Origin of the sequence: Pontibacter sp. 13R65 (assembly GCF_047525655.1) — a bacterium.
Taxonomy (GTDB): domain Bacteria; phylum Bacteroidota; class Bacteroidia; order Cytophagales; family Hymenobacteraceae; genus Pontibacter.
Window position 1 is genome coordinate 48,343 of record NZ_JBLIQL010000016.1, and the last position, 16,262, is coordinate 64,604.

9 protein-coding genes are annotated in these 16,262 nt (G+C 47.0%); 6 read left to right on the top strand and 3 right to left on the bottom strand.

Annotation, left to right across the window (positions count from 1 at the left end; translation table 11 throughout):
* Positions 1–80 precede the first annotated feature (80 nt).
* The 3 genes from ACMA1I_RS16895 to ACMA1I_RS16905 all read left to right on the top strand — a co-directional run bounded on the left by ACMA1I_RS16895 (position 81) and on the right by ACMA1I_RS16905 (position 9,117).
* Complete coding sequence (locus tag ACMA1I_RS16895; protein ID WP_337069599.1) at positions 81–998, top strand: DMT family transporter; 918 nt, start codon at positions 81–83, stop codon at positions 996–998.
* Between the two features lie 370 nt (positions 999–1,368).
* A complete protein-coding gene (locus tag ACMA1I_RS16900; RefSeq protein ID WP_337069600.1) occupies positions 1,369–6,858 on the top strand; it encodes a S8 family serine peptidase in 5,490 nt (1,829 codons plus the stop codon).
* A 279-nt stretch (positions 6,859–7,137) separates the two neighbouring features.
* Entirely contained in the window at positions 7,138–9,117 is a 1,980-nt protein-coding gene (locus ACMA1I_RS16905) for a Na+/H+ antiporter NhaC family protein (RefSeq protein WP_337069601.1), read from the top strand.
* Between the two features lie 37 nt (positions 9,118–9,154).
* On the opposite strand, the gene ACMA1I_RS16910 is transcribed toward ACMA1I_RS16905, so the two are convergent.
* Together ACMA1I_RS16910 and ACMA1I_RS16915 are read right to left on the bottom strand one after the other, a co-directional pair.
* Complete coding sequence (locus ACMA1I_RS16910) at positions 9,155–10,105, bottom strand: GNAT family N-acetyltransferase (RefSeq protein WP_337069602.1); 951 nt, start codon at positions 10,103–10,105, stop codon at positions 9,155–9,157.
* A gap of 244 nt (positions 10,106–10,349) precedes the next feature.
* Complete coding sequence (locus ACMA1I_RS16915) at positions 10,350–11,525, bottom strand: HAMP domain-containing sensor histidine kinase (RefSeq protein ID WP_337069603.1); 1,176 nt, start codon at positions 11,523–11,525, stop codon at positions 10,350–10,352.
* Between the two features lie 114 nt (positions 11,526–11,639).
* Between ACMA1I_RS16915 and hemA the strand changes: the two genes are divergently transcribed.
* On the top strand, positions 11,640–12,914 hold the full coding sequence (gene hemA / locus ACMA1I_RS16920; protein ID WP_337069604.1) for a glutamyl-tRNA reductase: 1,275 nt from the start codon (positions 11,640–11,642) through the stop codon (positions 12,912–12,914).
* Positions 12,915–13,100: 186 nt separating this feature from the next.
* Here hemA and ACMA1I_RS16925 read toward each other — a convergent pair whose 3' ends face one another.
* The gene (locus tag ACMA1I_RS16925; protein ID WP_018476478.1) at positions 13,101–13,409 is read right to left on the bottom strand and encodes an ArsR/SmtB family transcription factor; all 309 of its coding nucleotides are present in this window, start codon (positions 13,407–13,409) and stop codon (positions 13,101–13,103) included.
* Positions 13,410–13,520: 111 nt separating this feature from the next.
* Here ACMA1I_RS16925 and ACMA1I_RS16930 point away from each other — a divergent pair, with 111 nt between their 5' ends.
* Together ACMA1I_RS16930 and ACMA1I_RS16935 are read left to right on the top strand one after the other, a co-directional pair.
* Entirely contained in the window at positions 13,521–14,591 is a 1,071-nt protein-coding gene (locus ACMA1I_RS16930) for an anhydro-N-acetylmuramic acid kinase (protein ID WP_337069606.1), read from the top strand.
* 475 nt (positions 14,592–15,066) lie between these two features.
* The gene (locus ACMA1I_RS16935; protein ID WP_337069607.1) at positions 15,067–16,209 is read left to right on the top strand and encodes a mechanosensitive ion channel family protein; all 1,143 of its coding nucleotides are present in this window, start codon (positions 15,067–15,069) and stop codon (positions 16,207–16,209) included.
* The last annotated feature ends 53 nt before the right edge of the window (positions 16,210–16,262 follow it).

Genomic DNA, 16,262 nt, shown 5'->3' on the forward strand with positions numbered 1-16,262 from the left:
TAGAATAATTCCTGCAGGTCATCTGCGCCAATGGGTGCGCAACCGGCATTATCTATTTTGCTTTCTTTTGAATTAAAAAAGTGAATTCCATCAAAACCACTACGCCTCCTCCCGTACAGGACAAAGCCACCGTACCGGCACTTACCTGGCTGCTCATTATTGTGCTCACCTTTATCTGGGGCACTTCTTTCATCCTGATAAAGAAAGGGCTCGTTGTTTTTGCCTCCGATGAACTGGGCGCACTCCGAATCGTGATCGCGTGCCTCTCGCTGCTGCCCTTTGCCATTGCAAACCTGCGCAAGATAGCCCCAGATCGCTGGAAGTTTCTGCTGCTGAGCGGCCTGCTGGGCAATTTACTACCGGCATTTTTGTTTGCTTATGCCGAAACTGAGCTGGCAAGCGGACTGGCGGGTGTGCTCAATTCGCTCACGGCCCTGTTTACACTGCTGATTGGAGCAGCCCTTTTCCGGCAGCGCATTACCTGGCTGCGTATGGCAGGCATTTTAGTGGGCATAGCAGGCACTGCCATGCTCATTTTTACCGGAAACGGAAATGACGAAACGAGCAATGCCTTTTATGGGTTATTTATCGTAATTGCCACCATCTGCTACGGCGGCAGTGCAAACATCATTAAATTCCGGTTGCAGGGCATCCACCCGGTGGTTATGTCGAGTATGGCTTTGCTTACGGTTGGCCCTATGGCAGCGGTATACCTTTTCACAACAGATGCTTTTCTGAAGCTGCAGGTAACCGATGGAGCTTGGGAAGCTTTGCTATACATTGCCTTGCTGGCTGTCTTCAGTACCGCCATCGGCCTTATTTTGCTCAACAAGCTTATTCATATTTCCACGCCCGTTTTCGCCAGCACCATTAATTACCTGATCCCGATTGTAGCGCTCATGTGGGGGGTGCTCGATGGCGAAACTATTCAGCTGTGGCACTACTTAGGCATGGTGGTTATTCTGATTGGAGTTTTTATCGTGAACAGGGCTCGATAACACTGCGCTATTTTTACGAAAAACACTTCCGGAAGGCCCTTTTTATTAGAATAATTCGGATGTGGCTTTACCATGTATTAAGCTTACTTTCAAAAAATTAAAAAGAAAAAAGGTCTACAGCGCCGGTTAATGCAGTATTAAAAGAAAATATTATTTTCTTAAATAAAAATCGCTGTAAATTTACATTAGGCTAAGATGTTTTCTGTTATCGCTCCCCAACAAGGTAAGGCTTCTACATTAAATATATAATTTACTATATAATTCAAAGCAACACTGTTTTGCCTCCGGCTCTACCTGTGCATAATATTCTTTAGTGTTCCGGGTGCCGCGGTTATTTTATCATTTTCATGTTAATAATATTCTTTTTTATATGAGTAAACTTTTACTCTTGTGCCTGATGCTCTTGGTGTGGGGGCAAACAATGGCACAGCCTACCCGGCTACCCATTATTAAAAAAGCAGATAGCTTGATTACAGCCAAGCCAGCTCTGCAACCAAAGCTTCAGCAAAGAGCTAACAGCACCGCAAGTACCAATAACCAAACCAGCTACCTAGCAGCTACAGCACTACAGGATGCCAGCACCCAGGCATATTGGCCAGACCGGGTGTTTGTAAAACTGAAAGACCAGTCGGAGGTTCAGTTGCAGACGTTCAAAACAAAGGCAGCACGCCCTAAAGTAGCAGGCAATAAAATCAGTGGCACGTTTCAGCGCTACGAGGCCAGCAGTGTATCAGCACTGCCTGTTTCTGCTAAACTAGCCTCTACCAGAAAACTATATGAGGTAGTGGTAGAAAAGCCGGAGGCGGTAAACGACCTTTTGTCTGAACTGAACGCAATGCCGGACGTGGCTTATGCCGAGCGGGTGCCCTACTATGTAACATCGGCTGTTCCAAACGACCCCTACTTTACCAACAACAGCCAATATGCCCTAAACCTGACAAAGGCGGCACAGGCATTTGGCATTCATACAGGCACTAATAAAACACTGCTCGCCATTATAGACGATGCCGTACTGGTGTCGCACCCCGACTTGGCGGCTAATATAGATCTTGAAAAAAGCTATGATGTAGCCAACAACGACAACGACCCGCGACCACCGTTTACAGGTTTAAATGCAGCCGGTGCTCAAGTATTTTCGCACGGAACACATTGCGCCGGTATTGCCGGGGCCGTAACCAATAACGGTATAGGCATTAGCGCGGTGAGCCATAACAACATCCGGATAATGGGTGTGAAATGCACCACCGATGAGGCAGTCAACACAAGAGCCGTGGAACGTGCTTACGAAGGCGTGGTTTATGCCATAAACCAGGGCGCGCGTGTGCTAAGTCTGTCGTGGGGGGGCATCGGTAGCAGCACAACGTATCAGAACCTGTTCAACGAAGCTACTGCCAACGGCATAGTGGTAGTAGCGGCTGCCGGCAACGAAGCCGTGGAAACCAAGACCTACCCTGCCGCCTACAATCATGTAATTGCGGTTTCCAGCTCCGACAGTAAGGACCTGGCCAGTTCCTTCACAAACTACGGCACCTGGGTAGATATTACAGCTCCCGGCTCTGCTATTATGAGCACCGTGGCCGGTGGTGCTGCAGGGTCTTACACCACCTACAGCGGCACCTCTATGGCCACTCCGCTGGTAGCAGGTATGGTTGCCTACATGCTCTCAGAAAATCCAAATCTTACGCCGCAGGCTGTTCTGGAAATTCTAAAAAGCTCTGCAGACCCCATTGATCATATAATCGGGCAGAATAAAAAGTATTTGGGCAAGCTAGGTGCCGGCCGTATTAATGTACTTAAAGCCATTCAAACCATACAAGGGCTTACTAACAAAGTGGCTCCTGCTGCCATTGCTAACCTAACTGCCAGTAACGTAACAGCTACCAGCCTGAAATTGTCCTGGACCTCTCCTACCGTTAATAGTACGGAGAAGGCTACCCTGTATGACGTACGCTACGCCTTTGAACCTATTACAGCAGCCAACTTTGGAACTGCAAACAGAACAACCAGCAGTGTAGCACCTGCTGCACCAGGTACGCAACAGGAGCTTCTTGTAAAAGATCTCCTCCCTGGCACCACCTACTACTTGGCCGTTATGGCTCGTTCTTTTTATGGCGACGGCACCCTCTCTAATATTATTAGCGCCAAAACACTGGCAGCCCCCAGGCTGCAGTTCGACAAGTCGGCTATCACTTTATCATTAAACAGAGAAACCGGTAAAACTGGCACGCAACAACTCGCTATCGGCAACGCTGGTTCAGAGCCACTGCAGTACACGGCCACGGTTATACCGGCATCGGGCAGTAATATACTTGCTCACGACAAAGAAACATCTGGTTCAGAAGGAAGTGTAGGATTTGGCGGAGCAAGCTTTTACACAGCTGTTAAGTTTGTGGCAGGCCCCAGAGGCTTTCTGCTGACACACGTTCAAAACGTGGTAGGTAATACAACGACTGTAACCAGTGCCGCTATTGGTATACGGATATTTAAAGGCGGCACTTCGCCAGGCAATGCCACCTTACTCACTACACAAACTGCATCCGGCCCGGTGGTAGCTGGCGGAAGCTTACAATCTTTTACACTACAGGAGCCACAGCAGTTCCAGCCTGGCGAGGTGTTTTGGGTAGACTTTAAAATGCCGCAAGGCCTGGACTACCCCCAAGGCTACGATAAAATTGGTGAAAAACCAGCTACCTTCTTTATTAGTGGGGATGGCAAGAACTACAACGATGCACAGCTATTGGCAGCATTCTTAGCCACAGCTGCTTTTAAAGTTAGAGCACTTAGTGCAAGCGGATTCTTGTTAAGTCCGGCTTCTGGCACTGTTGCCGCAGCACAACAGCAACCCTTAACGCTAGCCATAGACACAGATGGCCAAGTGAACGGCACCTACCAGGCATATATACAGATTGTAAGCAACGACCCTATTGAACCAGTTGTAAACCGGCCACTAACAGTTACTTTAACGGGTGGCGAGCCAGAGATTTTCCTGGAGCATAAAGCATTGGATTTTGGTTCTTTGTATGCGCATGCCAGCGTTACGAAACAGTTTACAGTTCAGAATACAGGTATAGCTGACTTGGTACTGAACACCGCCACCTTTGCTGGAGGAGCCTTTTCAGCAGCAGACTTTACGCTCTCTCCTGCCGCTCCTGCCACTATTAAGCCGGGTTCGCAACAGGTGTTTTCTGTTACTTTCAAACCTTCTGCCGTTGGCAATATGGCTGCAACCCTTACCCTTACGTCCAATGTGCCTGCTACTCCCACTGCAGTTATCAACCTGAGTGCCACAGCCACTACGCCACCTATAGCCGTTACACCGGCTACCCTGAGTGTAATTTTGGATGAAGAAGACAAAGCCACTGCCATCACCAAAGCAGTTACCATCAGCAACACTGGCGATAAGCGTTTTGACTATACGCTTCAGGTACAACAGGAGGTTTCTCAAACTCTAAAGTACGATGCCGATCAGGCACCCGATAGTTTTACAGGCCTCAACAGCACCACGGCTACCATCCACACAGCCATGAAGTTTGATGTTACAAGCCCCACCTTCAGCCTGCTACAGGTACAGAACTATTACAGAACCGAAGCCGCAATAAACCGCAACATAACCCTTAAAGTATATAAAGGAGGTACTAACCCTGCTAACGGCACTTTGCTGGCAGAGCAAATCTTTTCGTCAGAGGCTTCTGCTAACCAAGGTGCTTTTATAACCATCCCGCTGCAGCAGCCGCTTCAATTTGTAAAAAATGATGTATTCTGGGTAGTATTTACCTTTACAGGTGTACCATATCCGCAGGGTTACACAGGCGGCGGCACTAGTACAAACCGAAGCTTTCACAGCGCCAATGGCACCTCCTGGACCGCCTATAACACCAACACCTTTAAAATAAGGGCTCTGGGTGCACCTACCTGGCTTACAACAACGCCAGTAAAGGGCACCATAGCCGCCGGAGAAGAGGCTAACTTTGAGGCGCAACTACAGGCCGGTGAGCTTACTGCCGGGCAGTATAAGGCGAAGGTGCTGGTAAAAACAGACAAGGCCGACTATCCTGAACTCGTAGTTGATGTGAACCTGACAGTGCGCGGTTTACTTGTGGCTGACTTTACTACAGCCTATACCACTGTGCTCACAGGATCATCTATTACTTTCCGGAACACCTCCACCAGTGCCGATGCCTATGAATGGGAATTTGAAGGAGCAGAAACGACAACATCAACAGAAGCATCTCCGACTGTAACATACAAAATTCCCGGCACTTATAAAGTGAGTCTGGTAGCTAAAAAAGCAAACACCGGAAATAGTAAGCAGCTTGTTAAGGAAGAATATATTTCCGTAGCCGACTACCATTGCGAGAAGTTAAATACGCCTTTTATTGGCTCCATAGAAACCTACAAATCAGGTGATGATTATATAACAGGCAACAGCACGCGTGCCCATCTGGCTAAGGCCAATCTGTTTACCTATAATCGTGCAGGTTACTCTTACCTTATGGGTACCAGCATCCGCTTTGGCTATGTCGCTCCTGCTGCCGGTGCCACGGCAACTTTGCAGGTAGCGGTGTGGTCTGTATCAGGTGGTATACCAGACAAAATCATTGCCTCAAAAAATATCAACCTAAAAGATATTGCCGCTGACATAGCTGCGCAAAGAACCACAGAAGTACCATTTGATGCAGCGGTGCCAGTACCTGATCATTTTATGGTTGGGGTTGTGTTAAATCAGGGAACCGATAACCAGGTAGCTATTGCCACGCATAGTACTACTCAGCAACCGGCTGAAGGAGTGCAGGGCTGGGAGCAACAAAAAGACGGCTCCTGGAACACGCTGCTTGCCGGTTGGGGAACAGATCTGGCTATGTTTATTCAGCCTACTCTTTCCAGAAGGCTAAATCCGTTTGCGGCTTCTTTAACCTTAGCGGCTCCTTTGGTTAAACCAGAGGTTTGTGTAGGAACAGAAATGGTATTTAGTGCGGCACAAACAACAGGTGCCACCCGCCTGGAGTGGGTGCATGCTGGCGCAGATGAAGCCAGAACAACGGACGACCAGCTTTACCTAACCTACCATACACCAGGCACCTATACTGTAACTTTACTTGCCTTTGATGCCTGCAATGCCAGAACATCTATAAGCAAAACGATTACTGTTACTGCTTTGCCAGTAGCAACAGTAATCGTTTCCGGGGCCACAACCCTTTGCGAAGGCAGCAGTTTAACCCTGACGGCACCAACAGGAGTGAGTTATCGTTGGAGCACCAGCGAAACCACCCAAGCTATAACAGTGGCGGCAGCAGGCAACTTTACCGTTACTGTTAAAAACGCTGGCGGCTGCGAAACTACTTCAGAAGCTGTGGCGGTAACAATTCAACCAAGTCCTCCCAAACCTGTTATCTCACAAACCGATGATGAACTAACATCCAGTGCAGCAACAGGCAACCAGTGGTTCCTCAATGGCACTGCCATACCGGGTGCCACGGCACAAACCTTTACCATGACAGAACGCGGCAACTACACGGTGCAGGTAACAACAGGCAGCTGTGCCTCGGCTATGTCGGAGGTGCTGACCCCGGCTATACTTACTGCACTTCCTGAGCCTGCAGCCGGTTTAAAAGCATTGGAAGTTTATCCGAACCCGACGGCCGGTGCCTTTTCCATATCTTTCAACCTGGAGACAAGAACTGATGTGCATATTAGAGCTATCAACTCAACTGGTCAGGTGGTACTGGAAGAAATATTGACCGATTTTAATGGCATTTATGAGAAGAAGCTCGACCTGAAGCACGCAGCTTCCGGCATTTATATGCTGCAGGTGCAGTATGCTGACAAAGTGGAGACACGCAAAATTGTGCTAAAGCGATAGTGCTGCAGAAGAATTCAATTGTTGAGGTTATCCCTAAGCCTGATTTTGTCTGTTCTTCCTCTGGAAGGCCAATTTTATTAGAATAATTGTGATTGCACCTACCTTTCAGCCTTTAGGGTCTTTTAGTTTGCCTGAAATAGCAATAACAACCCCTGTGCTACCTGGTGCTGGGGCTGTTATTCTGATGTATGCGAAAATAATCTATCTGCGGGGCCTATGTTTTCGTTTACGCATATTATTTACTTATTTGAGGAGTTAAAAATTTACCATCCCTGCTAAATGATATTATTCCGGACAGTTTTGAGTCTTTTGCTTTTGCTTACAACAGCTTTTCAGGCCTACGCACAGCAAGAAGACATAAAAGCTACAATAGAGGAACTGAAGCTGCAGGCCGTAAACGACACGGCCTTTACAGTGCGCACCACCACCGAAACTGGTAACCTGGTTAAATACAACGGCCTCCTGCCATTGCGCATTAATGGAAAGTTACAGGAAACAAGCTTTACCGAAGGCGAAGCAACACTCTCCCTGCAGGTTCCAGCCAGGCTCCTTCAGGTTACCGCAAACCTGGGTACTCATACCATTGCACGCCTCTACCAGCCCAATGCCGAAACAGAACGCGGTGTAAGAGAATTTCCGATGTGGGTTTCCATCTTGCCGCCGCTGCTCGCTATTGTGCTGGCTCTTATTTTCAGGGAGGTGTTGCTGGCGCTGTTTGCAGGCATCTGGGTTGGCAGCTTTGTGATCTATGGCCTTTCTGTTAAATCGATGTTCACGGGTCTGCTGGCTGTAGCCGATACTTACCTGGTTGGAGCACTTACCGATCCTGACCACGTATCAGTAATTCTGTTCTCAATGCTGATAGGTGGCATGGTGGCTATTATATCGAAGAATGGAGGCATGGCCGGTGTGGTAAACCTGCTCTCGCGCTATGCCAGGTCGGCTAAAAGCTCACAGCTTGTAACTTGGGGACTGGGAATTGCGATTTTTTTCGATGATTACGCCAACACACTGATCGTAGGGAATACCATGCGCCCGGTCACAGATAAGCACAATATCTCGCGCGAGAAACTAGCCTACATCGTAGATAGCACCGCTGCCCCTGTAGCTGCTATTGCCTTTGTTACCACCTGGGTAGGCGCTGAGTTAGGATATATTAAAGATGCTGCCAGCACCCTGGGTATTCAGGAGGGAGCTTATTCTTTATTTTTCAACTCGCTGGAATATGCCTATTACCCAGTGCTGACGCTGGTATTTATGCTGATGCTCATTCTCATGAACCGCGATTTTGGCCTCATGCACAAAGCAGAGACAAGGGCTAGGAGTACAGGTGCTGTAAGTGCGGTGCGCCTCAGCGAGAAATCTGAAGAGAAGCAACAACAGGAAATGGCAGAGTTCGCCCCCGTAGATCCGGACCGCAGCAGAGCTATAAATGCCCTGTTGCCGGTGCTCATCGTTATTTTCGGAACAGTAGCAGGACTTTTGTATACCGGCTACGACCAGTCCACCTGGGACGACACCTCGCTTGGTTTCTTCCGGAAGCTCTCAGTTACCATCGGGGACTCCAATTCCTATGTCGCCCTTATCTGGGCCTCTCTAATGGGCGTGCTGGTAGCCGCCATACTCACAATCAGCCAGCGCATCATGAGCTTATATGAAACCATGGAATCGTTGGTTACCGGCTTTAAGTCTATGCTACCGGCTATTTTAATTTTGGTGCTGGCCTGGTCGCTGGCATCGGTTACCAAAGAGCTTTATACCGCCGAATACCTCACCTCTCTTTTCTCAGGCAATGTGTCGCCACGGTTTCTGCCAGAGATCACCTTTTTTCTGGCTGCTATTATTGCTTTTTCTACAGGCTCCAGTTGGGGCACCATGGCCATACTATACCCGCTTATGCTGCCGGCAACGTGGTATGTGTGCCAGCAGTTAGGCATGTCGCAGGAAGAAACAATGCCTATTATTTACAATATTATTTCGGTGGTGCTGGCGGGCTCTGTTTTTGGCGACCACTGCTCCCCTATCTCCGACACAACTATTTTAAGTTCGCTTGCCTCCGGGTGCAACCACATAGATCATGTAAAAACACAAATGCCTTATGCCATTACAGTAGCCTTAGTAGCGAATCTTATTTGCACTAACCTCTCGAGCTGGGGCGTGCACTGGTTCCTGGTATACCTGATCGGGGCGGGTGCGCTTTGGCTTATTATCCGATTTTTGGGAACAAAAGTGGAGGCTGCCCCTGCGGCTGTTCAGTAGAAAGAAGCAAGCTTAGATAGAAAGGCCGCTGCAAAAACTACAGCGCCAGTTCATAAAAGTCGTGCACTACTGCACGGGCACCATAGCTTTCCTTGTTACTGACCAAGCCTTCGTTCAGGTACTGCCCCTGCTGTTCTGTGGATATGCCAAAATCGAAGTATTTTTTGTGCGGGTACACCTGAGTCAGCAACTCATGTATAATGGCATCTAAAGCATATAGAGCACGACCTGCCGGAGTAGTGGCAATGTACTGGCAGTGTGCTACCTGCTCGGTTTCGTATACCACAACTCCTGCCACCATATCCCCACCTGCATGAGCCGTATATAGCCGGATGTTGTCAGGAAAGAAGCTCCTCAGCTTTTGTAGTTCTGCTGCCGAATGCACGGGCCTGGTGTTGTACTTGCTTTCCAGCAGTTGCTGCTCCATTTGCATAAAAGTGTCAAAATCGCTTGACGGAGCAACATTAATACCCGATTTAGAAGCTTTTGCTATTTGCCACCTCCTGGTTCTGGTATAGCCTATTTGCTGTTGCAGTTCTATAGCAGACCCTACATCGCGGCGGTAAAGCACGGCCTGGTGCCGGAACAGCGCATACAAATCTTCTTCGGCTGGCAGGCGGTGGTACAGGTGCGGAATAGCTTTGTATAGCAGCTTCCTGAAACCTTTGGCTCTGAAGTAGCTCAGCATTGCCTCAAACACCTCCAGCATCAGCGCCACTTTCATGCTACTGCCGCTGATGATGCCCCCATACGTAAGGCCTCCATGGGAATGAACGGCATTGCCCACCTCATTTGCTGGTAACAAGGCTATAAGCTTATTCTTCCGGAAAAACAGCAGGGAGTGGTCTACGAACCTATCAGCATGGTACTCCATGTAGTTGCGGTGCAGCAGGAAGGTGCCATTTTTTGATCCGGTCACAAAAGCATCCCAAGCCTCTTTGTGCTCGGGCTTATACCGTTCTATATGTACGCTTGCTACTGAATCCACCTTTCTTAGATGTTAGACCTTAGATATTAGATGCTAGATTTTGTTTGAATCTCTAATCCTGAAATTTATAAGTCTTCAAATGATTTATCACATCAACCATGTAGCCATTAAACCAATTAATAATCAGTACCCAAATTATTCTAATGAAAACACCCTTCCAAAGCCTTGGAGGCTGTTTTAAGGTCAAGGGTCATACTACCTAAGCAAGTACTTGCACCTCCTTACCTTTCTAACTCCCGAAAAATCACCTGTTCAGCACTATCCGGAAGGTGGTGCCTTTACCAACTTCCGATGACTTAACAGAGAGCTTACCTTGGTGGTAGTTGTCGATAATGCGTTTGGCAAGGGCCAGGCCGAGGCCCCAGCCGCGTTTTTTGGTGGTATAGCCAGGCAGGAAAACAGAGTCTACCTTGCTTTTAGGTATGCCTTTGCCAGTATCGGCAATGTCGAGGGCAATATAACTTTTACCAAGCAAGGAGAGTTGCAGCGCAATACTTCCGCGACCTTCCATGGCATCTACGGCGTTTTTACAGATGTTCTCTATTACCCAATCGAAGAGCGGCACGTTTACTTTTGCTGTAATTTCCGGTGGGAAATCTGCCTCTATACTAAAAGCCACTTTGCTGGAAATGCGGTTTTGCAGGTAATTAATGGCGTTTTGTGTTACCTGCAGTATGTTCTCGTCGCGGAGTAAAGGCACAGACCCGATGTTAGAAAAACGCTCGGTTATCACTTCCAGGCGCCTGATGTCTTTCCAGAGTTCAGCCACAATAGGCTCTTTCTCAAACTTCGGGCTGGATTTCATGTACTCGTACCAGGCCATGAGCGAGGAGAGCGGCGTGCCCAGCTGGTGAGCCGTTTCTTTGGCAAGCCCTACCCACACACGGTTCTGCTCGGCCCTGCGGGAGTAGCTAAAGGCGAAGTAAGCAATAAGGGCAAAGCAGGCGATAACCACCAACTGCACATAGGGGTAGTACCGGAGCTGCGAGAGCAAATCAGAATCTTTATAAAACACATAGTTAACCGAGCCTTCTGCCCAGGGCACCACAATCGGGTCGTGCTGCTCCTTCATTTTCAGGATCTGGCGCTGCAACAGCTGATTTTTTCTGTCCTCTGAAATGTTTTCCGGAAAATTAATGTTCTTTGTATCTAGTATATTCTCATATTCGTCTGTTAGAATAACAGGCACCGTATGGTTAGAAGAAAGGATTTCCTGCTCAATAAATACAATATTATCATCGCTAGGAGCATTAATCATGTAGCGCAGACCTTTTGCATACAACTGCACCAGTTCGCGTTCACTTTCAGATAATTTACTTACCAGTATGTTGGTATAGGTAATGGTGGCAGCACCGATAATAAGCGCAATAACAACAACCAGGAGCTTTATCCTGTTCTTCTGAGAATAGATGAGTATCATGCAGAGTAAGACGAAAATTATCTGAAATTAGTATAATTTACTTATTAAGGGCAAGTAACTTTCATTTTAAAAAATCAGCGCGTAAATTTGCGTTCTAGTATTTACCTCATAACTATGCTTCAGAATTTCAAAGCAATCAGCCTCTCTTACAAGAAAGCACCGCTGGATATCAGGGAACTGATTGCCTTAGATGAGATATCGTGTAGGCAATACCTTCAAACACTGAAAGGCTTTATTCAGGCCTCCGATATTCTGGTGCTCTCTACCTGCAACCGCACCGAAGTTTATTATAATTCCGATACCGATTATAGTACCGAAATTGTAAAGCTTTTGGGCATTACAAAAGGCATCGAGAACATCAGCAAGTATTTTGATTACTTTACTATTCTGAACGAGCACGACGATGCTGTGCAGCACCTGTTCGAGGTTTCGATGGGTCTGGAGTCGCAGGTGGTGGGCGATATGCAGATTACCAACCAGGTAAAGCAGGCCTACCAGTGGGCTGCCGATAACGAAACGGCAGGTCCTTTTCTGCACCGCCTGATGCACACTATCTTTTTTACCAACAAGCGCGTGGTGCAGGAAACTGCCTTCCGCGATGGCGCTGCCTCTACCTCTTATGCCGCCATTGAACTGATAGAAGACCTTACAGCAGAGATTACAGAACCTAACATTTTAGTTGTTGGCCTGGGAGAGATCGGCGCAGACGTTTGCCGCAACCTGAAAGACAAAGGCTTTAAGAACGTAAAAATAACGAACCGCACCCTGAGCAAAGCTAAAATACTGGCTGATGAATGCGAGATGGACGTGTTGCCGTTTGAAGAAATAGTTCAGGGACTTAAAGAGGCAGACGTCATTATCTCTTCTGTTGCCCGCGAGACGCCTTTCTTCACCAAAGAAATGATCAAGCGCCTGAACGTGCTTACTTTCAAGTTCTTTATCGACTTGTCGGTTCCCCGCAGCGTGGAGACGGAGGTAGAGAGTATTCCGGGCGTGCTGGTTTACAACATAGATACCATACAAAACAAAGCTTCTGAGGCACTGCAGCAGCGTATAAACTCTGTGCCAAAGGTAAAGGAGATTATTCTGGAGTCTATTGAGCAGTTTAACGACTGGTCGAAGGAGATGGTGGTGTCGCCAACCATTAACAAACTAAAGAATGCGCTGGAAAGCATTCGGCAGGAGGAGATGGCACGTTACCTGAAGAAACTGAGCCCTGAAGAAACCAAGCGCCTCGACAGTATTACCAAGTCTATGATGCAGAAAATTATAAAGCTACCTGTGCTGCAACTGAAGGCCGCCTGCAAACGTGGCGAAGCCGAAACGCTGATAGATGTATTGAATGACCTGTTTGATTTAGAGAATAAGTCTGTGAATTCAGAAATATAAAGAATAACGGCTTAAAAAGCAGCTAAAGTCAACAGGAAAAGTGACTGCAAAAATTTAAGTAAACGGCCACATTTTCTTAGTAAAAGAAAATGTTAAAAGGCTCCCTGAAGTGATATCTGTACTTCGGGGAGCCTTTTAACTTTTCATAATGCTCAAGCTCTTGGGGCAACTACCATCCATATTTTCTTAAATATCTATGCAGCATTCTTCCAGACAATCGATCACATCTATTAATTTAGGGATCGAGAGAGAGTAGTAAATTTTTGTTCCTACTTTGAAAGAAGATAAAACCCCTTTATCTTTTAGCGTTATAAGGTGCTGAGAAGCAATTGCCTGAGGCAGATCCAGATACTTGTAAATCTCTGTAACCGTCATTTTCTCCTCCTTCCCCAGCAGATCTACAATCGCTAATCTTTTCGGGTGCGCCAGTACTTTCAGCATGGCAGCCGCTTTATCTATTTTCTTAGATTCAATTCTAGACAACAAACTTTTCATAATTTAAAATAATACCTAAACAGTTTCTACATACATTTAACATTCCTTGTCACATTTATACGGCACTTACAATATTTGGCTATACGCCGGTTAAAGCATTTCAATTATTTTATGAACTCATACAATGTAATCGGGCTAATGTCAGGCACTTCTCTCGACGGACTTGACATAGTACTATGTAGGTTTACGTACGAAAACCAGAATTGGATATATAATATACTTAATGCTACTACATTACTATATGATGATTATTGGATTGACTCCCTCCGTGATTGCGAAACCTGCACCGGCCGAAAGTTAATTGCACTTGACCATGAATACGGCAAGCACCTCGGCCAACAGGTAAGGGCGTTTGTGGAGCAGCATAAAATCAAGGCTGATTTTGTGGCCTCACATGGCCATACCATCTTTCATCAGCCAGATCAGCACACATCACTGCAGTTGGGCCATGGAGCCTACTTGGCGGCGCATGCGGGCCTGCCAGTCGTTTGCGATTTCCGCACCTTTGATATAGCTTTAGGAGGACAGGGCGCACCGCTTGTACCTATCGGAGATGAACTCCTTTTTAAAGAATATGATTATTGCCTGAACCTGGGAGGCATCTCCAATGTGTCTTTTTCTAATAACGGACAGCGTGTCGCTTTTGATATAGGAGCCTGCAACATGCTGTTAAACGCCCTGGCAAATACCGTAGGCAAGTCTTACGACAAAGACGGAGACATGGCGAGTAGAGGCACTTTGCAGCAGGATCTCCTGGAGGAGTTAAACGCACCGGCTTATTTTTCGCAGGCTTACCCTAAGTCGCTGGGGAAGGAATGGGTGCTGGCGCATAGCCTGGCTACTTTAGAAGCCTCTGCCGCTCCCCTGCCCGATAAATTGCACACAACCTGCCACCACATTGCCTTTCAAATTAAAAAAGCCTTGCCTGCTTTGCACCATGGCCAGCACCGGCTGTTGCTAACTGGCGGCGGGGCCTTTAACAAGTTCCTTACGAGCCTCCTACAGCAGTACCTGGGGGAACAGATAAAGGTAGAGGTGCCAGAGCCGGAGGTAGTATCTTACAAAGAGGCGCTTATTTTTGCTTTTCTGGGTGTGCTGCGCTGGCAAGGTCAAATTAATTGTCTACAAACGGTAACCGGAGCCGCCAAAGATAATATAGGAGGCGCCATTTACCTCTGCTGAGGCACTTAAACAAGACCCACTTAACCCTAGACCAAAAATTCCCTCTACTTCCTCTTTAAGGGTATTTTCATTAGAATAATTGGTGTGGCTGCGTTGCACCTAATTCAAAATTAAAAATCATGAAAGCTTTGAGAGAGGAGCCTACACCACAGATACGCCCTCTGCCTTAAGTCAACAAAAAGTCTCAGGAAGAGCATTTTTATTAGAATAATTGCTGCTTGCCAAATAGTAGATTTGGAGAAACACTGAGCAAGAGCATGAATTTTATTTTTTAACATCCTGTAAAACTTCTACTCCTGTACATCCTGATGCAGACAGATACAGGCAAAACTTCAATGTCTTATGTCCTGTGTCTTGGATCTTGTTGTTTGAATGGTTGACCTGACAGTACAGGCGCCTGTTTTCAACTCATAACTTTAAACTCTTACCTTGTAAAGGTCTAGCATCTAATATTTATTTTTGTGCTGACAGACTTATGAACAGAGAATTTTTAAACTACACGTTTCTTGGAAACACTGTAAGCAATTACCTGATATTTACAGGCATTTTGCTGCTGGGCTATATTTTTAAAACAGTTCTATCAAAGCTGCTATCGCGCTTCATGTTCCGGCTGGTAGGCAAATTATCAAAAAACGGAGAAGAAGACGAAAAGGCCCTTAAACGGCTTTTGGTGCAGCCCCTTGAAGTGCTGCTTTTCCTGATCATGCTCTTCTTTGCCTTTCAGGTACTTAAGTACCCGCTCGACCCCTCTGAAGTTCGAGAAACCGATCCTATGTTAAAAGTGGTGGTGCGCCGCCTGTACCAGATCTTTGTAATAGTGGCAACTAACTGGGTGCTGCTACGCTTTATAGACTTTATAGGTCTGCTGTTCTCGCGCCGAGCTGAGAAAACAAAATCGAAGCTCGACGACCAGCTGGTGCCCTTCTTCAAAGATTTCATAAAGGTACTGGTCTCGATTTTCGCATTTCTGGTCATGTTGGGCTCTGTGTTTGCCGTAGATGTAACTGGCCTGGTGGCTGGTTTGGGTGTGGGTGGTCTGGCATTAGCCTTTGCTGCTAAAGAAAGCCTGGAGAACCTGCTGGCTTCTTTCACTATTTTTCTGGATAAGCCTTTTGCCGTGGGCGACTTAGTAGAGGCAGGCGGCATTACCGGCTCTATCGAGAAAATTGGTTTCAGGAGCACCCGCATCCGCACACTTGAGAAAACATTTGTAACGGTGCCAAACAAATCTATGATTGATAAACCTCTCAACAACCTGACGCTGCGCACGTTCAGACGGGTGTCTATTGATATCAACCTGACCTACAACACCACTTCCGCACAAATAAAAGCCATTGTAGCAGAACTGCAGGATTTTATAGACCAACACCCGCGCACCAACCAGGACGGGCGCATCAAGTTTCATCAGTTAGGAGCGCACTCTAAAGATGTAATGGTGCTATACTTTGTAGACACAACCGACTTTAATGAGTTTATTGACATCAGGGAAGAAATAACTTATAAAATTGTGGAGATTGTGGAGCGTAACGGGGGCGAATTCGCTTTTCCGACCAGTACAGTTTACCTGCAGCAGTCTGAGCCCGACGCCTCCATTATCCAGACTCAGGATCAAAAATAATCCCTGCTTCTACCAGTGCAGCAGAGAGAACAAAAAACTCTTTATAACATAAA

Bases quoted from the DNA above. Each gene is read 5' to 3' on its own strand.
- ACMA1I_RS16900 (WP_337069600.1), top strand. From the start codon at position 1,369: ATGAGTAAACTTTTACTCTTGTGCCTGATGCTCTTGGTGTGGGGGCAA.
- hemA (WP_337069604.1), top strand. From the start codon at position 11,640: ATGCTTCAGAATTTCAAAGCAATCAGCCTCTCTTACAAGAAAGCACCG.
- ACMA1I_RS16915 (WP_337069603.1), bottom strand. From the start codon at position 11,525: ATGATACTCATCTATTCTCAGAAGAACAGGATAAAGCTCCTGGTTGTT.
- ACMA1I_RS16935 (WP_337069607.1), top strand. From the start codon at position 15,067: ATGAACAGAGAATTTTTAAACTACACGTTTCTTGGAAACACTGTAAGC.
- ACMA1I_RS16925 (WP_018476478.1), bottom strand. From the start codon at position 13,409: ATGAAAAGTTTGTTGTCTAGAATTGAATCTAAGAAAATAGATAAAGCG.
- ACMA1I_RS16930 (WP_337069606.1), top strand. From the start codon at position 13,521: ATGAACTCATACAATGTAATCGGGCTAATGTCAGGCACTTCTCTCGAC.
- ACMA1I_RS16905 (WP_337069601.1), top strand. From the start codon at position 7,138: ATGATATTATTCCGGACAGTTTTGAGTCTTTTGCTTTTGCTTACAACA.